Genomic DNA, 17,184 nt, shown 5'->3' with positions numbered 1-17,184 from the left:
TCGGCCGGTACCGCAAACGACGTTTCTTCCTGCGGCAAACCTCTGTAAACGCTCACCAAAATGGGCGTTTGTGGACGGAAACTAGCTACTGCACTTCGTAGCCGACTTCCTCGCTGGCGTGGCAGAGCGCCTTCCAGAACGAGCGGGCAAACGAGCGGAACACATAGATGTCGAACTGATCGGCGCCGGTGCGCTGGATCTGCGCGAAGACGTCGTGATGCATGGTCGAGCGGCCGGCGCCGATAGGGAAGGCCGGCAGCGCGAAGTCGATGGCGAAGAATTTTGCCAGCACCCACTCGGCCTTCGGCCCGGCGATACGGATCGCGGTGCGGCCGTGCGAAAGGTCGGTCACCGTACCGAGGGCCGAAGTGACGACATCGGCAAAGGCCGACGCCAATCCCTCGGCTTCATCGACAATCGTAAATTTTCCCGGCGCAAAGCCGAACACCGACCTGACGCCGTTCGTTACACCGCCGCCGGCGCCGTCGGGCAAAGCCAGGCCGGTGACCGCATGGATGCCGGCCATCAACGTCTTCTCCTCGCCGGGCCAGGCGGCGAGCTGCAGGATCGAACCTGGCCTTGTTTCGGACAGGATGATTTCGACACCTTGCTCGAAATTGCCATGCGAGCCCGGATGCAGCACAGGCTCAAGCGGCGATTGGCGTTCAACCATGCATGCGGCTCCCGTCCGGATCGAAGAAATGGTTGGAGACGATCTCGACCGGCCCGAACCGGTTGCGCAGCGGGTCGGAGACATAGGCACGCGAGCCGCGCCGCGCCTTGCCGCCCTTGACCAGGGCAAGCGCGATATATTTGCCGAGCGCCGGCGAATAGCAGCAGGCGGTGATGTGGCCGAGCGAGCCGTGCGGATTGGCTTCGTCAAGCTCCTCGACGATGTGCGCGCCGCCATTGAGCGGCTGGTTGTCGAGTGAAACAATGCCGACAAGCTCCAGTCGGTCGGGTGCGATCAGCCCCTCGCGGTCCATCATCGCCGAACCGATGAACGGCTTCTTCTTCGACAGCATCCAGTCGAGATGCAGGTCGCGTGCCGTGGTGCGGCCGTCGATCTCGGCGCCGGTGACGTGGCCTTTCTCGATGCGCATGGTGCCCAGCGCCTCCAGCCCGTAGGTCACCAGCCCGAACGGCTTGCCGGCTTCGATCAGCGCCTCCCAGACATGGGTGCCGTAGCCGGCGCCGGAATAGACCTCGAAGGCCATTTCGCCGGAGAAGGACAGCCGGCAGATCATCACCGGCACGCCGGCGATTTCGCCGTGGACGATGCCCATGAAGGGCAGGGCGGCATTGTCGACGGCGGTGCCGCTGACGCAAGCAGCCAATATCTGCCTTGCCTTCGGCCCGCCGATAGCGGCACCGGCCCATTCGTCGGTGACCGAGGTAACGTGGACCTTCAGCTCCGGCCAGATCACGTCGAGGAAATACTCCAGATGCTGCATCACCTTGCCGGCATTGGCGGTGGTGGTGGTCATCAGGAAATCCTGCTCGCCGATGCGCCACGTGGTGCCGTCGTCGAAGGCGAGACCGTCCTCGCGCAGCATCAGCCCGTAGCGCGCCTTGCTGACGGCCAGCGTCGAAAACATGTTGGTGTAGACGCGGTCGAGGAATTCCGCCGCGTCGGTGCCTTGCACCGCGATCTTGCCCAGTGTCGAGACGTCGACGATGCCGGCGCTCTCGCGCGTGGCTCTCGCTTCGCGCACATAGGCCTGCTCGATCGTCTCGCCGGGATGGCCGTAGATCATCGGCCGATACCAGAGTCCGGCCGAATACATGGTGGCGCCGTTGGCGACGTGCCAGTCATGCATCGGCGTCAGCCGCTCGGGCTTCAGATCGCCGAAGCGTTCGGCGGCAAGCGAGCCGATCGACACCGCCGAAAAGGGCGGGCGAAAGCGCGTCGTGCCGACCTCCGGGATCGGCTTGCCGAGCGCCTCGGCCATGATGGCGAGGCCGGGTATGTTGGAGCTCTTGCCCTGGTCGGTCGCCATGCCGAGCGTGGTGTAGCGCTTCAGATGCTCGACGGAGACGAAGCCTTCGCGATGCGCTAGCCGCACGTCGTCGGCCGTCACGTCATGCTGGAAGTCGACGAAGCTCTTTCCTTGGGCCTTGATCTCGAACACCGGCGCCGGATCGGGATCACCAGGTGCTGCCTCGACGGCAGGCAATGCCGCCGGCGTGGCGGTTGCGCCCGCAGCGGAAAGGCCGGCGGCGCGGCCTTCGGCGATCGCCTCGGCGGTGGAGAAACTGCCGGTGAAGGCACCGGCGCCGATCCATTGCCGTGTTTTCGGTTTGGGCGGCAGGAACGCCCGCAATGCTTCGTTCCATTCCGCCTTGGCGCCGGCCTGGCTGGCCAGATGGATGGTCGGCGACCAGCCGCCCGACATCAGCAGGCAATCGGCGTGGATGCTGCGCGCATCGCCGGAAAGCGCGCCGTTGACCATGTCGAAGCGCTGCACCTTGATGCCGGAAAGCGCCTTGCCGCCCTCGGTGGCGATCACCGCGTGGCCAGAAAAGATCTCGGCCTCTGTCTCGCCGGCCAGCTTGCGCATTTCGCTCGAAAGCTCAAGGCGCACGTCGACGATGGCGACGACCACGGCGCCGGCCTTCTTCAGCGCAAGCGCGGAGCGATAGGCGCTGTCATTGTTGGTGAACAGGCCGATCCTGTCGCCGGGCAGCACGCCATATTCATTGGCATAACGCTCGGCAGCATGCGCCAGCATTACGCCTGGCCGATCGTTACCCGGAAAGACCAGCGGACGCTCCAGGGAGCCGGTGGCCAGCACCACGGATTTGGCGCGGATCGTCCAGTAGCGATGGCGCGGTTCGCCCTTGCCGGGCGTTTCCTTGTGGTCGGTGACACGTTCGAGCGCGGCAAGCGTGTTGCCGTCATAATAGCCCCAGACGGTGGTGCGCGGCAGCAGGCGGACATTGTCACGGCCTTCGAGCTGGCCAGCGGCGCGCGCCGCCCAGTCGGCGGCCGGCATACCATCGATCGTCTCGCCCGACCAATTGGCCGAGCCGCCGAAATGCGGCTCGAGCTCGGCCAGGACGACGCGTGCACCCTGATCGGCGGCCGCCCTGGCGGCCATCAGCCCGGCCGGGCCGGAGCCGACCACCAGCACATCGCAAAACGCATTCATACGTTCGTAGCGCGCTGTATCGGGAGCCGTGCCTGCCTTGCCCAGGCCGGCGGCACGGCGGATGAAATGCTCGCAGAACATCCAGAAGCGCGTGCCCTTCAGCGGACCGATCACCGGTCCCATGAAGGTCTTGTAGTAGAAGCCAGCCGACAAAAGCTTGCCGCCGAGCTGGTTCACGGCACTGACGTCCCAGGCAAGCGAGGGGAAGCGGTTCTGGCTGATTGCTGCCAGCCCGTCATAGATCTCGACCATGGTGGCGGGAATGTTCGGCTCGCGAACCTCGCCCCTCAACACGGTCACCAGCGCGTTCGGCTCCTCGACGCCGGCGGTCAGCACGCCGCGCGGGCGGTGATATTTGAACGAACGCCCGAACAGCGAGACGCCGTTGGCCAGCAGCGCCGAAGCCAGCGTGTCGCCGGCGTGGCCGGTATAGGGCGCGCCGTCGAAGGTGAAACGGATGGTCCGCAGCCGGTCGATGCGGCCGCCGGCCTCGGTACGGCGCGGGCTCATGGCTTGTCCTCGGCCCGGTGCCGCGCAACCGACTTGTGGTCGCCGCGCGCGAACGCGGTGCTCGAGATCTCGTGCGTCAGCGTGTTGCGCACGACCCTGAGATGGGCGCGGCAGCCGCCGGAATGCTGCCAGATCTCATTGTGGTCGCCGGCTGGATTAAGCCGGTCGTAGACATAGGCGTTCCAGGCGTCGAGGTTCTGCGAAGCGGGCTGTGGGCGCTGGCGGTTGCTGTCGCCCTGATAGGTGAATTCGATCACGTCGCGCGGGCCGCAATAGGGGCAGGTGATGAGCATGGATCTCTTAAACTTCTCGTTTGACCATGATCTGGTCCGAAAACCGGTTTCCACTTTTCGCTGACGCGGACCTGCGGTTCGGGATCATGGCCTAATGCAGCCTGGGTGTGGCGCCCTGGCCCTTGTCGTCGATCACCAGGCCACGGTAGAAGCGGTCGAGCGTGAAGGCCGCGTTGAGATCGTGCGGCTCATCCTTGGCGATGGTCCAGGCGAAGCACCAGCCGGAAGCCGGCGTCGCCTTGAAGCCGCCATAGCACCAGCCGCAGTTAAGATACATGCCCGGCAGCGGACCGGTGGTGATGATTGGCGAGCCGTCCATCGACATGTCGCAGACGCCGCCCCATGAGCGCAGCATGCGGACACGGGCCAGCCCAGGGAACAGCGCCAGCATCTCGCTCATCACCTCATCGACGATCGGCAGGCTGCCGCGTTGGGCGTAGCTGTTGTAGCCGTCGAGATCGCCGCCATAGACAAGGCCGCCCTTGTCCGATTGCGACATATAGAAATGACCCATGCCGAAGGTCAGGACCGTATCGATGAATGGCTTTAGCGATTCCGTGACGAAGGCCTGCAGCACGTGGCTCTCGATCGGCATTGTCTCGATGCCGGCGAGCCGCATGACCCGCCCGGTGCTGCCGGCCACTGCGACCGCTACCTTCTTGGCGCGGATTTCGCCGCGCGTCGTCGTGACGCCGGTGATGCGGTCGTCGTCGCGCAGGAAGCCGGTGACCTCGCAGTTTTCGATGATGTCGACGCCGCGGCGATCTGCGCCGCGCGCATAGCCCCAGGCGACGGCGTCGTGGCGCGCGGTGCCGGCGCGCCGCTGCATCAGGCCACCGACGATCGGGAAACGCGCGGTGGCCGAGACGTCGAGCGCCGGCACCAGGCGCGCGATTTCGGCGGGGGTCATCAGTTCGGCGTCGACGCCGAGATGGCGCATGGCGTTGCCGCGCCGGGCATAGTCGTCGAGCTGGGCAGGTGTGTGGGCGAGGTTCAGGCAGCCGCGCTGCGAGAACATGACGTTGTAGTTGAGGTCATGGGCAAGGTTCTCCCACAGCTTCATCGAATGCTCGTAAAAGCGCGTGTTGGCCGGCAGGAGATAGTTGGAACGGACCGCCGTGGTGTTGCGGCCGACATTGCCGGAGCCGAGCCAGCCCTTCTCCAGCACCGCGACATTGGTGATGCCGTGCTCCTTGGCGAGATAGTAAGCGGTCGACAGGCCATGGCCGCCGCCGCCGATGACGACCACGTCGTAGGACGCCTTCGGGTCGGGCTTGCGCCAGGCCGGCCTCCAGTCCTTGTTTCCGGTCAGCGCGTTCTTGAGAAGCGAAAAGGCCGAATATTCCGCCATTCTTATTGTCATCCATTTCAGGCTTGGCGGCAGACTATAGAGCAGGCCACCGATGCAAAGCCAAGATTGCGCCATCGCTTTTCGACTCCCCGACTTCGATTGGCCGACTTCGAATTGGATTGGCCGACTTCGATTGGCGGGACTTCGAAAAAACGAGCCGCCTGGGGTGACTTGCCCCGTGATATGAGCCTCTTTATCAAGGACGTGCTTCAAAACTGCCGATGCCGCCCGCGAGTCGCCAGAAAAATCATGTTCTTTCGTTTACTCCGCCTGGTCTTGATTCTTGCGCTTGTTGTCTCGGCGCCGCCGTCGTTCGTTGCTATGGCGCAGGCACTCGGGCAGGGCGCCGCCGGGCTGGTAGCAGACCAGCAGAAGGTCATCCAGAGTCTGACGGCCAAAACCGACGATCTCGAGAAGAAGATAGAGCAGGACGGCCAAGACGATGCCACCCTCGTGGAAATCCGTCTGCAATTGGAGGATCTGTCGCGGGCGGCGCTCACCAGCGCGCTAGCGTTCCGCTCGCGTCTCGGCGATATCAACGATCGGATTGAGATGCTGGGACCTCCGCCGGCCGCGGGCCAGCCGGCCGAGCCAGACATCGTAACCGGTGAACGCCAGGCCTTGGCTTCCGAAAAAGCCGAGATCAACGCCGTTATTGCCAGCGCGCAGAACCTTTCGATCCGCATCAGTGGGCTGATCGAGAAGATCGGCAACATGCGCAGCGAGCTGTTCCGCAATGTACTTACTAAGCGCTACGTGCTGTCCGATGCGCTTAGCCCTGAAGTCTTTTCCGACGCCAACGCTGAGTTTTCCGGCTTCTATAAGGCGGTGTCGTCCTGGCTGAGCTTCGCCTTCAAGTTCAAGTTCCAGGCCATTCTTGCCGCGACTTTGATGGCGCTCGCATTCGCTGCAGTGCTTTTTATCGGCGGCCGACGCCTGTTCGGCCGCGTCTTCGAAGCCGATCCCTCCGTCGAGGATCCCTCCTATCTCAGCCGCCTGTCGGTGGCGTTCTGGTCGACATTGCTGCCGACGCTGGCGGTCGGCGCCTTCCTTGTCTCGACGATCTTCTTCTTCAATTATTACAACGTCTTACGCGGTGACATCGGCGTCTTCCTGAATTCGCTGGTTGCCGTTATCGCGGTGGTGTTCTGCGTCAACCGCCTGACCAACGCAGCGCTCGAGCCCCGACTGCCGAACTGGCGTCTGATCCCGGTTGAAACCGGCCCGGCGCGCTGGCTGGTGCGGCTGACGACCGCGATGGCTGTCGTCATCGGCAGCAACAACTTCCTGTCTGTCGTCAACGACAAGATGGGCTCGCCACTGTCGCTGACCATCGCCAGAAGCTTCATCGCCACCATCATCGTCGGCATCATCCTGATCCTTATGGGCCTGCTGAAGCCATTCAAGGCCCCCGACGGAAGCTGGCGCCCGTGGCCGGCGTGGCTGCGCTACACCGCCGTCGCGCTAGGCCTATTCACCATCGCATCGGCACTGCTTGGCTATATCGGCCTTGCAATTTTCGTCTCGCTGCAGGTCGTGGTCACCGGCACCATCCTGGTCACCGCCTATATCGGCTTCCTGTCGGCGCGGGCGATCGGCGAGGAAGGTGGTTTCGCCAAAACGTCGATCGGGCGCTGGCTAGCGGCCAATTCAAGCTACGAAGAGACCGCCCTCGACCAGCTCGGGCTTGTCGTCAGCGCCGCCATCAACATCATGATCGTGCTGGTGTTCCTGCCGCTCATCCTGTTGATGTGGGGCTTCCAGCCCGGCGACATCCAGGCCTGGGCTTACAAGCTGGCGACCGGCCTCACCATCGGTTCGGTGACGATCTCGGTCACCGGCATTCTCACCGGCGTCGTCGTCTTCATCATCGGCTATTTCCTGACGCGCTGGTTCCAGGGCTGGCTCGACGGCTCGGTGATGGCGCGCGGCCGGGTCGACACCGGCGTGCGCAATTCGATCCGGCTGGCGGTCGGTTATGCCGGCGTCGCGGTCGCGGCACTGGTCGGCATCTCGGCGGCCGGTATCGACCTCTCCAATCTCGCGCTGGTCGCCGGCGCCCTGTCCCTCGGCATCGGTTTCGGCTTGCAGAATGTCGTCTCGAATTTCGTGTCGGGCCTGATCCTTTTGGCCGAGCGGCCGTTCAAGGTCGGCGACTGGATCGTCGCCGGCGACATCAGCGGTACGGTCAAGAAGATTAGCGTGCGGGCCACCGAGATCGAGACGTTCCAACGGCAATCGGTGATCCTGCCCAATTCAAACCTGATCAACAATGCGGTCGGCAACTGGACGCACCGCAACAAGCTCGGCCGCATCGACATCAAGGTCGGCGTTGCCTATGGCAGCGAGGTCAAGCACGTGCATGGCGTCCTGTTGGAGATCGCACGCAGCCATCCGCTGGTGCTGAAGAACCCGGAACCCTTTGTGCTGTTTTCCAATTTCGGCCCGGCCGCACTCGAATTCGAGATCCGCGTATTCCTGGCGGATGTTCTTAATGGCAATATCGTCCAGAACGACATCCGCTTTGCCATCTTCGATGTGTTCGCCGACCAGCATATCGAAATTCCGTCGACGCCGCGCGCCGTCGTCGAGACCAAAAAGCACGTGGCGTGGCCGATCGACGACGACAAGATCGAAGTCGAATTCGCCGAGCGGGAACAAGCAAAAGCCCTAGCCGCGGTCGAGGCGAAACGTCTCGCCAAGTCGGGACGCAAGGTGCGGAAGCCGGACCCCGACTAGCTGTCTGGAGCTTGCCTTCAAGCCTTCGGAAACCAATTGCGGCATGAATGCGGCATTCAGTTGCTGTTCAGCTTGCATCTCATATAAGCTCACCTGCAAACGGCGAGAATGCCTTGCGAAATGCAACAGAGGCGGTGGCAACACCGATACTGCAAAATGTGGAAGTCTCTCGTCGCCGCCATCGCTTTTCTGGCCGTGGGCGGTTCGGCCCATGCCGCCAGTGCGGTCAACAAGGACGCCGAGACCCGCACGCTGATCGTGACGGAAGGCGGCGGCAAGACCGAGCTGGCGCTGGCCGCCGGCGAAACCGTGGAATTTTGCCCGAGCGGCTGTTTCGTTACCTTGCCGAATGGCGACCTCGAGGCACTGACCGGTTCGGAAACGATCGAGATCTCGGGCGGCGTCGCGCGCATCAAGTAACATCGACGCCATGATTTTTGAAGGCCGGGCAAACGCCCGGCCTTTTATTTGCTTCCGGTAATCGGCGATGAAGGTATGCACTTTTCTTCGAAGCTGCGCAGGACTGGCTCTAGCAGCGCCTTCGTACCGAGCAGGGCGAAGGCGTAGGTCCAACTGCATTCGACGAGCTGGTGGCGCGGGCTTTTTTGGCGATGTCGCAAACAGGCTGCAAGCGCGCCGCCGCGCCGCCCTATAGTCTGCCGCAATAGCATCTTGGAGTCGCGGGCAATGGCAGGATTTCCGGAAAAGGCGAAGGTCGTCATCGTCGGGCTTGGCGGCATCGTCGGCGCATCGGTCGCCCATCACCTGATCGAGCGAGGATGGGACGATATTGTCGGCATCGACAAATCGGGCATCCCGACCGATATCGGCTCGACGGCGCACGCTTCCGACTTCTGCTACACGACCAGCCATGACTTCCTGTCGTGCTGGACGACGCTCTATTCAATCGATTTCTACGAAAAGATGGGTCACTACGCGCGCATCGGCGGCCTCGAGGTCGCCCGCGTCGGCGACGACGCCCGCATGGCGGAGATCAAGCGCAAGATCGCCTCGGCAAAGGCCTTCGGCACACGCGCCCGCCTGATCGATCCCGCCGAGATCAAGGAAAAATTCCCGCTGATCGAAGAGCAGATGGTGCAGGGCGGCCTGTGGGATCCCGATGCCGGCCTGGTCATCCCGCGCTCGCAGACAGTCGCCGGCAAGCTGGTCGACCAGGCGGAAGCTTCCGGCAAACTCAGGGCGTTTGCGAATACGTCGGCGAGGTCGCTCGTCATCGAGAACGGCCGCATCAAGGGCGTGGTGACCGACCGCGGCACGATCGAGGCTGACTATGTCGTGGTCTGCACGGGCATCTGGGGACGGCTGATTGCGGAAATGGCGGGCGAGGACCTGCCGGTCATGCCGATCGACCACCCGCTTACCTTCTTCGGGCCGTACACCGAGTTCGCCGGCACCGGCAAGGAGATCGGCTGGCCGCTGCTGCGCGACCAGGGCAATTCGGCCTACATGCGCGATACCGGCGACCCCAAGACCGCTGAAGGCGGGCAGATCGAATGGGGTTATTACGAAGAGACCAATCCGCGCCTTTGCCATCCGCGCGACATTCTCGAGAAAAATGAGGCGCGGCTTTCGCCGTCGCAACGCGATCTCGACATGGAGCAGATCCTGGCGCCGCTCGAGCGCGCCATGGAACTGACGCCGATCCTGGGCGAGCTGGGCTACAATGAGAGCCATTCCTTCAACGGCCTGCTGCAGGTGACGGCGGACGGCGGCCCCTCGATGGGCGAAAGTCAGAAGGTGAGGGGCCTCTGGTATGCCGTTGCCATCTGGGTCAAGGACGGCCCCGGCATGGGCAAGCTCATCGCCGACTGGATGACGGACGGCCGCACGGCGATCGACCACCACGCCATCGACTATTCGCGCTTCTATCCACACCAGACCAAAGAGCAGTTCATCTGGGACCGCTGCACCGAAACCGCGATGAAGGTCTACAACCCGGCGGTGCATCCGCGTGAGCCCTTCTCCAAGGCCCGCAATGTCCGCCGCTCGCCCTTCTGGGAGCGCGAGAAGGAACTCGGCGGCTATTTCATGGAGCTCGGCGGCTGGGAGCGCGCACACGGCTACGCCGCCAACGAGCATTTGCTCGAGAAATACGGCAACCGGGTGCCGGTGCGCCAAAACGAATGGGACAACCGCCATTTCTGGCGCATCTCGAACGCCGAGCATCTCGCGATGAGCGAGGATTGCGGCATCGTCAACCTGTCGCATTTCGCCATGTACGACGTGGAAGGCCCGGACCATGTCGCGCTGATGGAATGGCTGTGCGCGGCAAAGATCGGCGGTGACGGCAATATCGGCAAGGGCATCTATACCCATTTCCTCGACGAGGAAGGCATGGTGCGCGCCGACCTGACCGTCATCCGAATGGCCGACCGCTGCCGCGTCATCGACGGCGCTGATGCCGGGCCGCGCGACTTCCAGTACATGCGCCGGACGGCAGAGGACAAAGGCTTCGACGTTACCGTCACCGATGTGACCGAGAGATATGTGACCGTCGGCATCTGGGGTCCGAACGCGCGGGCAACATTGGGCAAGGTCGTGGAAAACCCCGACGGACTGACGCCTGAGAATTTTCCCTTTGCCGCGATCAAGCCCGTCAGGATCGCCGGCAAGGACGTGACCGCCTTCCGCATCTCCTATGTCGGCGAGCAAGGCTGGGAACTGCATATGCGCTACGAGGACGGCCTGGCCGTCTGGGACGCCCTGCGGTCGACCGGCGTGGTGGCCTTTGGCGTCGAGACCTATGCCAACAGCCGCCGCATGGAGAAGAGCCTGCGCCTGCAGAACGCGGATCTGTTGACCGAATACAATCTGCTGGAAGCCGATCTTGCCCGCCCGAAGGTCAAGGAGGCCGATTTCTGCGGCAAGGCAAAGCATCTGGAATATCGCGCCCGGGCGCATCAGCCGGCCATGCTTTGCACGCTTATCATGACCGACAATACCGATTCCAACGGCGTTCCCCGCTATCCGGTCGGCACGATGCCGGTGATGGATCCGCAGACCGGTGAGACGCTCGTCGACGAACTCGGCCGCCGGTCCTTCACGACCTCGGTGGCCTACGGTCCGACCATCGGCAAGAATATCGCGCTCGCCTATCTGCCCTGGGCGTATTGCCAGGAGGGCCGCAAGCTGAATGTCGAATATTTCGGCGAGAAATACCCGGTCGAAGTGGCTGCCGTCGGCTACAGGCCGCTCTACGACCCGGAAAACCTCAATCCGCGCAGCTGAGCCTTGCTTGCTTGCCGATTCTCCACACAGGCAGCCCGAGTAGTGCCAGCAGGACCTGACTGCAGAAGCCCGATTCTTCGTCGGGCTTTTCGCTTTGTGGAGCGATGATTCTCGCTTACCGTCGCGCTGCGATTGGGGGTGCCTTTGCGGCGGATCGGCTGGGACAGAAAAAACGATGCGCTTGTGTTTCAGCTGAACAGGAATATCCCGGTTCGCGTCAGCTGGACCTTCGCAATTCCCATTGTGCTGCCCTTCCTGAACGAGTGGGCGAGCCGACCCAAGGATGCACTGATCCATACCTCTATCTTTGCAGCGCTTCTGTTTGCGTCGATATTTCGGCACGAACTGGCACACGCCTGGATCGGACGCCGACAAGGCGTCGCCACCGACAGGATAGAATTATATCTCTTCGGCGGGCTCACGCGTTTCAAACGCGCCGCAGCGCCATCGCCTGCCTGGGCGCGGATTGCGATAGCAGGTCCCCTGGCGAACGTCGCGCTCGCCGCGTTTTTCGCTGCGGCCTATTATCTGGTTCTTGGAGAACTCATCCCAGTTGCGCCCGAAAGGCCATTCGGGTGGCTGCCGTCAAGGTCGGCCGGTCCTCTGGAATGGACGCTTTGGATCGGCGCATTGTTGAACGTGTCGCTTATCGTTCTCAACATCCTGCCCGCCTACGATCTGGATGGCGGCGTGATTGCAAGACATTTGTTCCTGAGACGCTTCGGCGTCCGCCGGGCCGCGCAGATCGTCGGCATCTGCGGCATCATACTTTCAATTCTACGTTTTGCGATCATCTTGCCTGCCGCGGGTGCAGGTATTCTGTTGTGGCTTCCGCCGTCATTCAAGCCGAACTGGAGGGCAGCGCGCGGGGTCGGTACTAGAAAACCGAAGCCGGACCCATCCTCCGAGACGGATGTCGAGAAGGCCGTGGAGTGGCGGGGACGGGGCGGGCACCGCATCCACAAATGAAATTCATTTTCCGGCGGTTCGCAAAAATGTGACCGGGTGAGCCCGGCTCTCCACCGGGCTTCCTCTTTGTCGATCGGCGATTTTCGCTTACTGTGCGGCATGTCTGGTTTTGCCTGTGCAAGACATCTCGTCTCGGGTGCCGCCGCGCTGGCCTCGGTGCTATGGCCGACGGCGATATCCCGAGCTGCCGAACCCGTTGACATCGAATTGGTACTGGCAGTCGACGTTTCGCTGTCCATGTCGCCCGACGAACTCGAAATCCAGCGTCACGGCTATGCGGCGGCGCTGACGCACGACGATGTCCTGCAGGCAATCGGCGAAGGCGCTCATGGCAAGATTGCCGTCACCTATGTCGAATGGGCTGGCGCGACCTGGCAGCAGGTCGTCGTGCCGTGGACGGTGATCGCCAATCGTGCCGACGCCGAGCGGCTCGCAGCGCAGCTTTCCGCTCATCCGCCGGCCAGTGCCAGGCGCACCTCGATCTCCGGCGCCTTAGAATTCGCCAGCGATCTCTTTGCCGAAAGCGGCTTCCAGGGCGTCAAGCGGGTGATCGACATTTCAGGTGACGGCCCCAACAACCAGGGCGCACCCGTCGATATCACCCGCGACGCCGTGATCAAGCAGGGCATCACCGTCAACGGCCTGCCGCTGATGACCAGGGGCGGGTTCAGCAGCGCTTACGATGTCAACAATCTCGACCGTTACTACAGCGACTGCGTCATCGGCGGGCCGGGCTCCTTCATGATCCCGGTCAATGACTGGACGCAGTTTCCGGAAGCCATCCGCCGCAAGCTGGTGCTGGAGCTTGCCGGTCCGGCCTCGCCGCAGCGAGCGGCGCAAGAGGCCGCCCATCCGCCATTGGTGCTGGCACAGAACATCCCCGACACCGACTGCCTGGTCGGCGAGAAAATGTGGCGCGATCGCAGCTGGATGTACAACACCCGCTAATGGCGAAGTTTACTGCCGGTGGTGAGATACCGCAGTGCAGCAGCTGCTTCATTGACAAGCATGTAGGCGTCTGTGACACAATTCCCCATCCGAACACATAAAAAGGGGAACCGAGATGAAGAGGATCGGAATTCTTGCCGCAGGCTTGACGCTTGCCGTCGGATTGTCCGCGCCGGCCACGGCCGCCACATCGATCAGCATCGGCATCAGTGGATGGACCGGCTTTGCGCCGCTGACCCTCGCCAAGCAGGCCGGCATCTTCGAAAAGCACGGGCTCGACGTCACCTTGAAGAAGGTGCCGCAAGCCAGCCGGCCGCTCGCCATCGCCAGCGGCGACCTGCAATGCGCCGCCACCACGGTCGAGACCTGGCTGGTCTGGAACGCCAATGGTGTGACGACCAAGCAGATATTCCAGCTCGACAAGTCCTACGGCGCCGACGGCATTGTCGCCCGCAACGACATCAAGACCGTCGCCGATCTCAAAGGTAAGTCGGTCGCGTCCTCGGCGCCGGGCACGTCGCCCTATTTCATGCTGGCCTGGGTGCTCAACAAGAACGGCATGTCGACCAAGGACGTGACGGTCGTCAACCTGGAGCCGGACGCGGCGGCGCAGGCCTTTCTCGCCGGCCAGAACGATGCGGCGGTCACCTATGAGCCGTTCATCTCGGCGGTGCGCGAAAAGTCCGACCAGGGCCATATCCTTGTGACCACTCTCGACTATCCGATGGTGCTCGACACGGTCGGCTGCACGCCGGAGTTCCTCAAGGCCAATCCGGATGCGGCCAAGGCGCTTGCCGACAGCTATTTCGAGGCACTCGACCTGATCAAGAGCGATCCGGCGAAATCCTATGAGACGATGGGCGCCGACGTGAAGCAGTCGGCCAAGGAGTTCGAAGAGTCGGCCAAATACTTGAAATGGGCCGACAGGGCCGAGAACAAGCAGTTCTTCACCAAGGAATTTCAGGACTTTTCCAAGACCGCCGGCGAGCTTCTGCTGCAGATGGGCTTGATCAAGGAAGCGCCCGACGTCTCGACATTGGCCGACACCAGCGCCGTCGCCGACTAACCGGCAGGATTGTCGCCCGGCGGTGGCGCGTGCGCCGCCGCTTTTTCATTCAGATCAGAGGACGGTCGAAGATGCCGCGCCCCTTGCATCCGGTCTCGCCGGGCATTCGAACCGTGCTCGGCATCTCGTTCTTCCTGCTGTTCGTGGCGTTCTGGGCGTGGATCACGCTTGGCGGCCACGTCAATCGCATTTTCCTTGCCGATCCGCTGTCGATGGTGAGAGACGGCTGGCGGCTGCTGGTCGAGGATCGCTTCTGGCTCGACATCCTCATCACCATCTGGCGGGTCTTCGGCGGGTTTCTGATGGCGGCCAGCGTTGCCGTTCCGCTCGGCATCGTGATGGGCGCCTGGAAGCCGGTGGAGGCGTTCCTGGAGCCGTTCGTCTCCTTCGCCCGCTATTTGCCGGCATCGGCCTTCATCCCGCTGCTCATCCTGTGGGCGGGCGTTGGCGAGCTCGAAAAACTGCTGGTGATCTTCGTCGGCTCGGTGTTCCAGATCATCCTGATCATCGCGGTCAAGGTCGGCGGCACACGGCGCGACCTGGTCGAGGCGGCCTACACGCTTGGCTCGTCCGACAACGGCATCGTACGGCGCGTGATCATGCCGGCGAATGCGCCGGAGATTGCAGAGACGCTGCGGCTGGTGCTCGGCTGGGCCTGGACTTACGTCATCGTCGCCGAGCTGATCGGCTCGTCGTCGGGCATCGGCTACATGATCATCAACAGCCAGTCGCGGCTGGCGACGGGGCAGATCATCTTCGGCATCATCGTCATCGGTCTGATCGGGCTGCTGTCCGATTTCGCCTTCAAGGCGCTCAACCGCTGGCTGTTTCCGTGGAGCCTGGCGTGAGTAAGCTTCTCATCGAAGCCGTCTCGCGCACCTTCGCCGGTGTCGGCGGCGGGCAGCCGGTCCGGGCACTTATGCCGGTCGATCTGGCGGTTGCCGCCAACGACTTCATCACCATCCTGGGACCATCCGGCTGTGGAAAGTCGACGCTGCTCAGGATCGTCGCCGGCCTCGAAGCGCCGAGTGGGGGACGTGTTCTGCTCGATGGCAGGGTGGTGGACCGGCCGGGCCCGGACCGTGGCATGGTTTTCCAGTCGTACACGCTGTTCCCGTGGCTGACGGTCGCCGACAACATCGCCTTCGGCCTGCGCGAGCGCGGAATGGCAGAGCGCGAGCGCAGCGACATCGTCGCGTCCTACGTCGATCTCGTCGGTCTGAGAGGTTTTGAAAACCATTGGCCGAAGCAGCTTTCCGGCGGCATGCAGCAGCGCACCGCGATTGCCCGGGCACTGGCCAACGATCCGGAGATCCTGCTGCTCGACGAGCCGTTCGGCGCACTCGACAACCAGACCCGCGGACTGATGCAGGAACTGCTCCTCGGCATCTGGGAGCGCCGGCAAAAAACGGTGCTGTTCGTCACCCACGACATAGAGGAGGCGATCTTCATGGCGTCGCGCGTGGTCGTGATGACGGCACGGCCGGGCCGCATCAAATCGGACGTTGCCGTCGACCTGCCGCATCCGCGCCACTATACGCTGAAGACCAGCCCGGAGTTTTCGGCCCTGAAGGCGCGGCTGACGGAAGACATCCGCGTCGAGGCGATGCGCACGGCCGAAGTGCATTGACTCGGCGGGCTTCGTTCAGCCGATGGTCCGATCAAGCCGCCAGAAGCTGTTTGCGGTCGACGCGTTCTTGTTGCGGCGAGCGGGCGTACAACTCGCGATAGCATTTGGAGAAATGCGAGGCGGAAACAAAGCCGCAGGCGACCGCCACTTCGACCACCGGCAACGACGACTGGATCAGCAGGTGCCGGGCGCGGTCGAGGCGGATCTCCAGATAGTAACGGGCAGGGGAGCGCCCCATCTCGGTGCGGAACAGGCGCTCGATCTGCCGGCGCGACAGGTCGACATGGTCAGCGATCTCGATCAGCGAGAGCGGCTCGGAGAGATTGGCCTCCATCAGTTCGATAATGGTCAGAACCTTGGAATTCTGCACGCCAAGGCGGGCGCGCAGCGGCAGGCGCTGGCGGTCGGTTGGGCTGCGCACGCGATCGGTCAGCACCTGCTCGCAGACGCGGTTGACGAGGCTCTCGTCGAAATCGTCGCCGATCAGCTTCAGCATCATGTCGAGCGCCGCGGTGCCGCCGGCGCAGGTGTAGATGTTCTGGTCGATCTCGAAGAGGTCGGCGAAGACATTGGCCTTGGGGAACGCCTCGGAAAAGCCCGGCAGGTTCTCCCAATGGATGGCGCAGCGCTTGTTGGACAGCAGGCCGGCGGCGGCCAGGATATGCGCGCCGGTGCACAGGCCGCCGACGGCAACGCCGCGATTGTACTCCTCGCGCAACCAGGCAAAGGCCGATTTGTTCTGGTAGCGCTCGACATTGATGCCGCTGCAGACGATAGCCATGTTCGGCCGGTCCGGTCCGGACATTTTCTTGCGCTCTTCCTCCAGCGAGGTGTTGACGGCGCATTCGACGCCGTTTGAGGCGCGCACCGGCTTGCCGTCGATGCTGGCGAGCCGCCAGCGATAGGCTTCATAGCCGAGCATGCGGTTGGCCGAACGCAACGGATCGAGCGCCGTCGCGAAGGCGATCATGGTGAAATCGGGGACTAGGAAGAATACGAACGATCGCCGGATCGGGTGCTTTACGACGTTCACGGGTAGATCCTCACGCTGCAATGGCGCGAACAGGATGTCGCGATTAGCATAGCGACATCAGGAAAGACGTTTCATGTCAATTGGCTAGATGGCAATGGAGAGACTTTATTTGCGACACGGGTCGCAAATGCGCAATCGCTATGCGGCGAAGGACACGACATGCTACCGGCTTGACCAAACGAGCCGACGCAGGCTGCACACGAAAACGCCGCCTCGGCAAAACCGAAGCGGCGCTGGATCGACC

The 17,184-nt window shown here is 63.0% G+C and carries 13 protein-coding genes; 8 read left to right on the top strand and 5 right to left on the bottom strand.

The features are described from left to right. Positions 1-85: 85 nt before the first annotated feature. The 4 genes from NKJ46_RS26870 to NKJ46_RS26855 all read right to left on the bottom strand — a co-directional run bounded on the left by NKJ46_RS26870 (position 86) and on the right by NKJ46_RS26855 (position 5,306). Positions 86-673 (bottom strand): sarcosine oxidase subunit gamma, encoded by a 588-nt coding sequence (locus NKJ46_RS26870; RefSeq protein WP_352668911.1) that lies wholly within the window; start codon positions 671-673, stop codon positions 86-88. Next, a complete protein-coding gene (locus NKJ46_RS26865; RefSeq protein WP_352668909.1) occupies positions 666-3,662 on the bottom strand; it encodes a sarcosine oxidase subunit alpha in 2,997 nt (998 codons plus the stop codon). The genes NKJ46_RS26870 and NKJ46_RS26865 overlap by 8 nt, the downstream gene beginning before the upstream one ends. Continuing rightward, entirely contained in the window at positions 3,659-3,955 is a 297-nt protein-coding gene (locus NKJ46_RS26860) for a sarcosine oxidase subunit delta (protein WP_352668908.1), read from the bottom strand. Before NKJ46_RS26860 ends, NKJ46_RS26865 begins: the two co-directional genes overlap by 4 nt. A 91-nt stretch (positions 3,956-4,046) precedes the next feature. Beyond that, positions 4,047-5,306, bottom strand: coding sequence for a sarcosine oxidase subunit beta (locus NKJ46_RS26855; protein ID WP_352668907.1), 1,260 nt, complete (start codon positions 5,304-5,306; stop codon positions 4,047-4,049). A 249-nt stretch (positions 5,307-5,555) separates the two neighbouring features. Here NKJ46_RS26855 and NKJ46_RS26850 point away from each other — a divergent pair, with 249 nt between their 5' ends. The 8 genes from NKJ46_RS26850 (at position 5,556) to NKJ46_RS26815 (ending at position 15,907) form a co-directional block, all read left to right on the top strand. Next, positions 5,556-8,045 carry a mechanosensitive ion channel family protein gene (locus NKJ46_RS26850; RefSeq protein ID WP_352668905.1) on the top strand — a complete coding sequence of 830 codons (2,490 nt, stop codon included), beginning with the start codon at positions 5,556-5,558 and terminating at the stop codon, positions 8,043-8,045. 156 nt (positions 8,046-8,201) lie between these two features. Then, positions 8,202-8,465 (top strand): hypothetical protein, encoded by a 264-nt coding sequence (locus tag NKJ46_RS26845; RefSeq protein ID WP_023676533.1) that lies wholly within the window; start codon positions 8,202-8,204, stop codon positions 8,463-8,465. Between the two features lie 267 nt (positions 8,466-8,732). Beyond that, a complete protein-coding gene (locus NKJ46_RS26840; protein ID WP_352668902.1) occupies positions 8,733-11,294 on the top strand; it encodes a GcvT family protein in 2,562 nt (853 codons plus the stop codon). A gap of 144 nt (positions 11,295-11,438) precedes the next feature. Beyond that, positions 11,439-12,263, top strand: coding sequence for a site-2 protease family protein (locus tag NKJ46_RS26835; protein WP_352668900.1), 825 nt, complete (start codon positions 11,439-11,441; stop codon positions 12,261-12,263). A 99-nt stretch (positions 12,264-12,362) separates the two neighbouring features. Further along, the gene (locus NKJ46_RS26830) at positions 12,363-13,211 is read left to right on the top strand and encodes a DUF1194 domain-containing protein (protein WP_352668898.1); all 849 of its coding nucleotides are present in this window, start codon (positions 12,363-12,365) and stop codon (positions 13,209-13,211) included. 115 nt (positions 13,212-13,326) lie between these two features. Beyond that, positions 13,327-14,277 carry an ABC transporter substrate-binding protein gene (locus NKJ46_RS26825; RefSeq protein WP_352668897.1) on the top strand — a complete coding sequence of 317 codons (951 nt, stop codon included), beginning with the start codon at positions 13,327-13,329 and terminating at the stop codon, positions 14,275-14,277. A gap of 71 nt (positions 14,278-14,348) precedes the next feature. After that, a complete protein-coding gene (locus NKJ46_RS26820) occupies positions 14,349-15,125 on the top strand; it encodes an ABC transporter permease (protein WP_352668895.1) in 777 nt (258 codons plus the stop codon). Continuing rightward, positions 15,122-15,907, top strand: coding sequence for an ABC transporter ATP-binding protein (locus NKJ46_RS26815; RefSeq protein WP_352668894.1), 786 nt, complete (start codon positions 15,122-15,124; stop codon positions 15,905-15,907). Before NKJ46_RS26820 ends, NKJ46_RS26815 begins: the two co-directional genes overlap by 4 nt. 31 nt (positions 15,908-15,938) lie before the next feature. Here the strand turns inward: NKJ46_RS26815 and NKJ46_RS26810 are convergent, their stop codons facing one another. After that, positions 15,939-16,877 carry a GlxA family transcriptional regulator gene (locus NKJ46_RS26810; protein WP_302895626.1) on the bottom strand — a complete coding sequence of 313 codons (939 nt, stop codon included), beginning with the start codon at positions 16,875-16,877 and terminating at the stop codon, positions 15,939-15,941. Positions 16,878-17,184: the final 307 nt, after the last annotated feature.

The organism is Mesorhizobium sp. M0166 (genome assembly GCF_040322255.1).
Lineage (GTDB): Bacteria > Pseudomonadota > Alphaproteobacteria > Rhizobiales > Rhizobiaceae > Mesorhizobium.
This window is presented reverse-complemented; position numbering and strand designations above follow the sequence as displayed.

What these genes read in the sequence shown, in the direction of transcription:
- NKJ46_RS26870 (WP_352668911.1), bottom strand. Translation starts at nt 673, where the DNA reads ATGGTTGAACGCCAATCGCCGCTTGAGCCTGTGCTGCATCCGGGCTCG.
- NKJ46_RS26865 (WP_352668909.1), bottom strand. Translation starts at nt 3,662, where the DNA reads ATGAGCCCGCGCCGTACCGAGGCCGGCGGCCGCATCGACCGGCTGCGG.
- NKJ46_RS26860 (WP_352668908.1), bottom strand. Translation starts at nt 3,955, where the DNA reads ATGCTCATCACCTGCCCCTATTGCGGCCCGCGCGACGTGATCGAATTC.
- NKJ46_RS26855 (WP_352668907.1), bottom strand. Translation starts at nt 5,306, where the DNA reads ATGGCGGAATATTCGGCCTTTTCGCTTCTCAAGAACGCGCTGACCGGA.
- NKJ46_RS26850 (WP_352668905.1), top strand. Translation starts at nt 5,556, where the DNA reads ATGTTCTTTCGTTTACTCCGCCTGGTCTTGATTCTTGCGCTTGTTGTC.
- NKJ46_RS26845 (WP_023676533.1), top strand. Translation starts at nt 8,202, where the DNA reads ATGTGGAAGTCTCTCGTCGCCGCCATCGCTTTTCTGGCCGTGGGCGGT.
- NKJ46_RS26840 (WP_352668902.1), top strand. Translation starts at nt 8,733, where the DNA reads ATGGCAGGATTTCCGGAAAAGGCGAAGGTCGTCATCGTCGGGCTTGGC.
- NKJ46_RS26830 (WP_352668898.1), top strand. Translation starts at nt 12,363, where the DNA reads ATGTCTGGTTTTGCCTGTGCAAGACATCTCGTCTCGGGTGCCGCCGCG.
- NKJ46_RS26825 (WP_352668897.1), top strand. Translation starts at nt 13,327, where the DNA reads ATGAAGAGGATCGGAATTCTTGCCGCAGGCTTGACGCTTGCCGTCGGA.
- NKJ46_RS26820 (WP_352668895.1), top strand. Translation starts at nt 14,349, where the DNA reads ATGCCGCGCCCCTTGCATCCGGTCTCGCCGGGCATTCGAACCGTGCTC.
- NKJ46_RS26810 (WP_302895626.1), bottom strand. Translation starts at nt 16,877, where the DNA reads ATGATCGCCTTCGCGACGGCGCTCGATCCGTTGCGTTCGGCCAACCGC.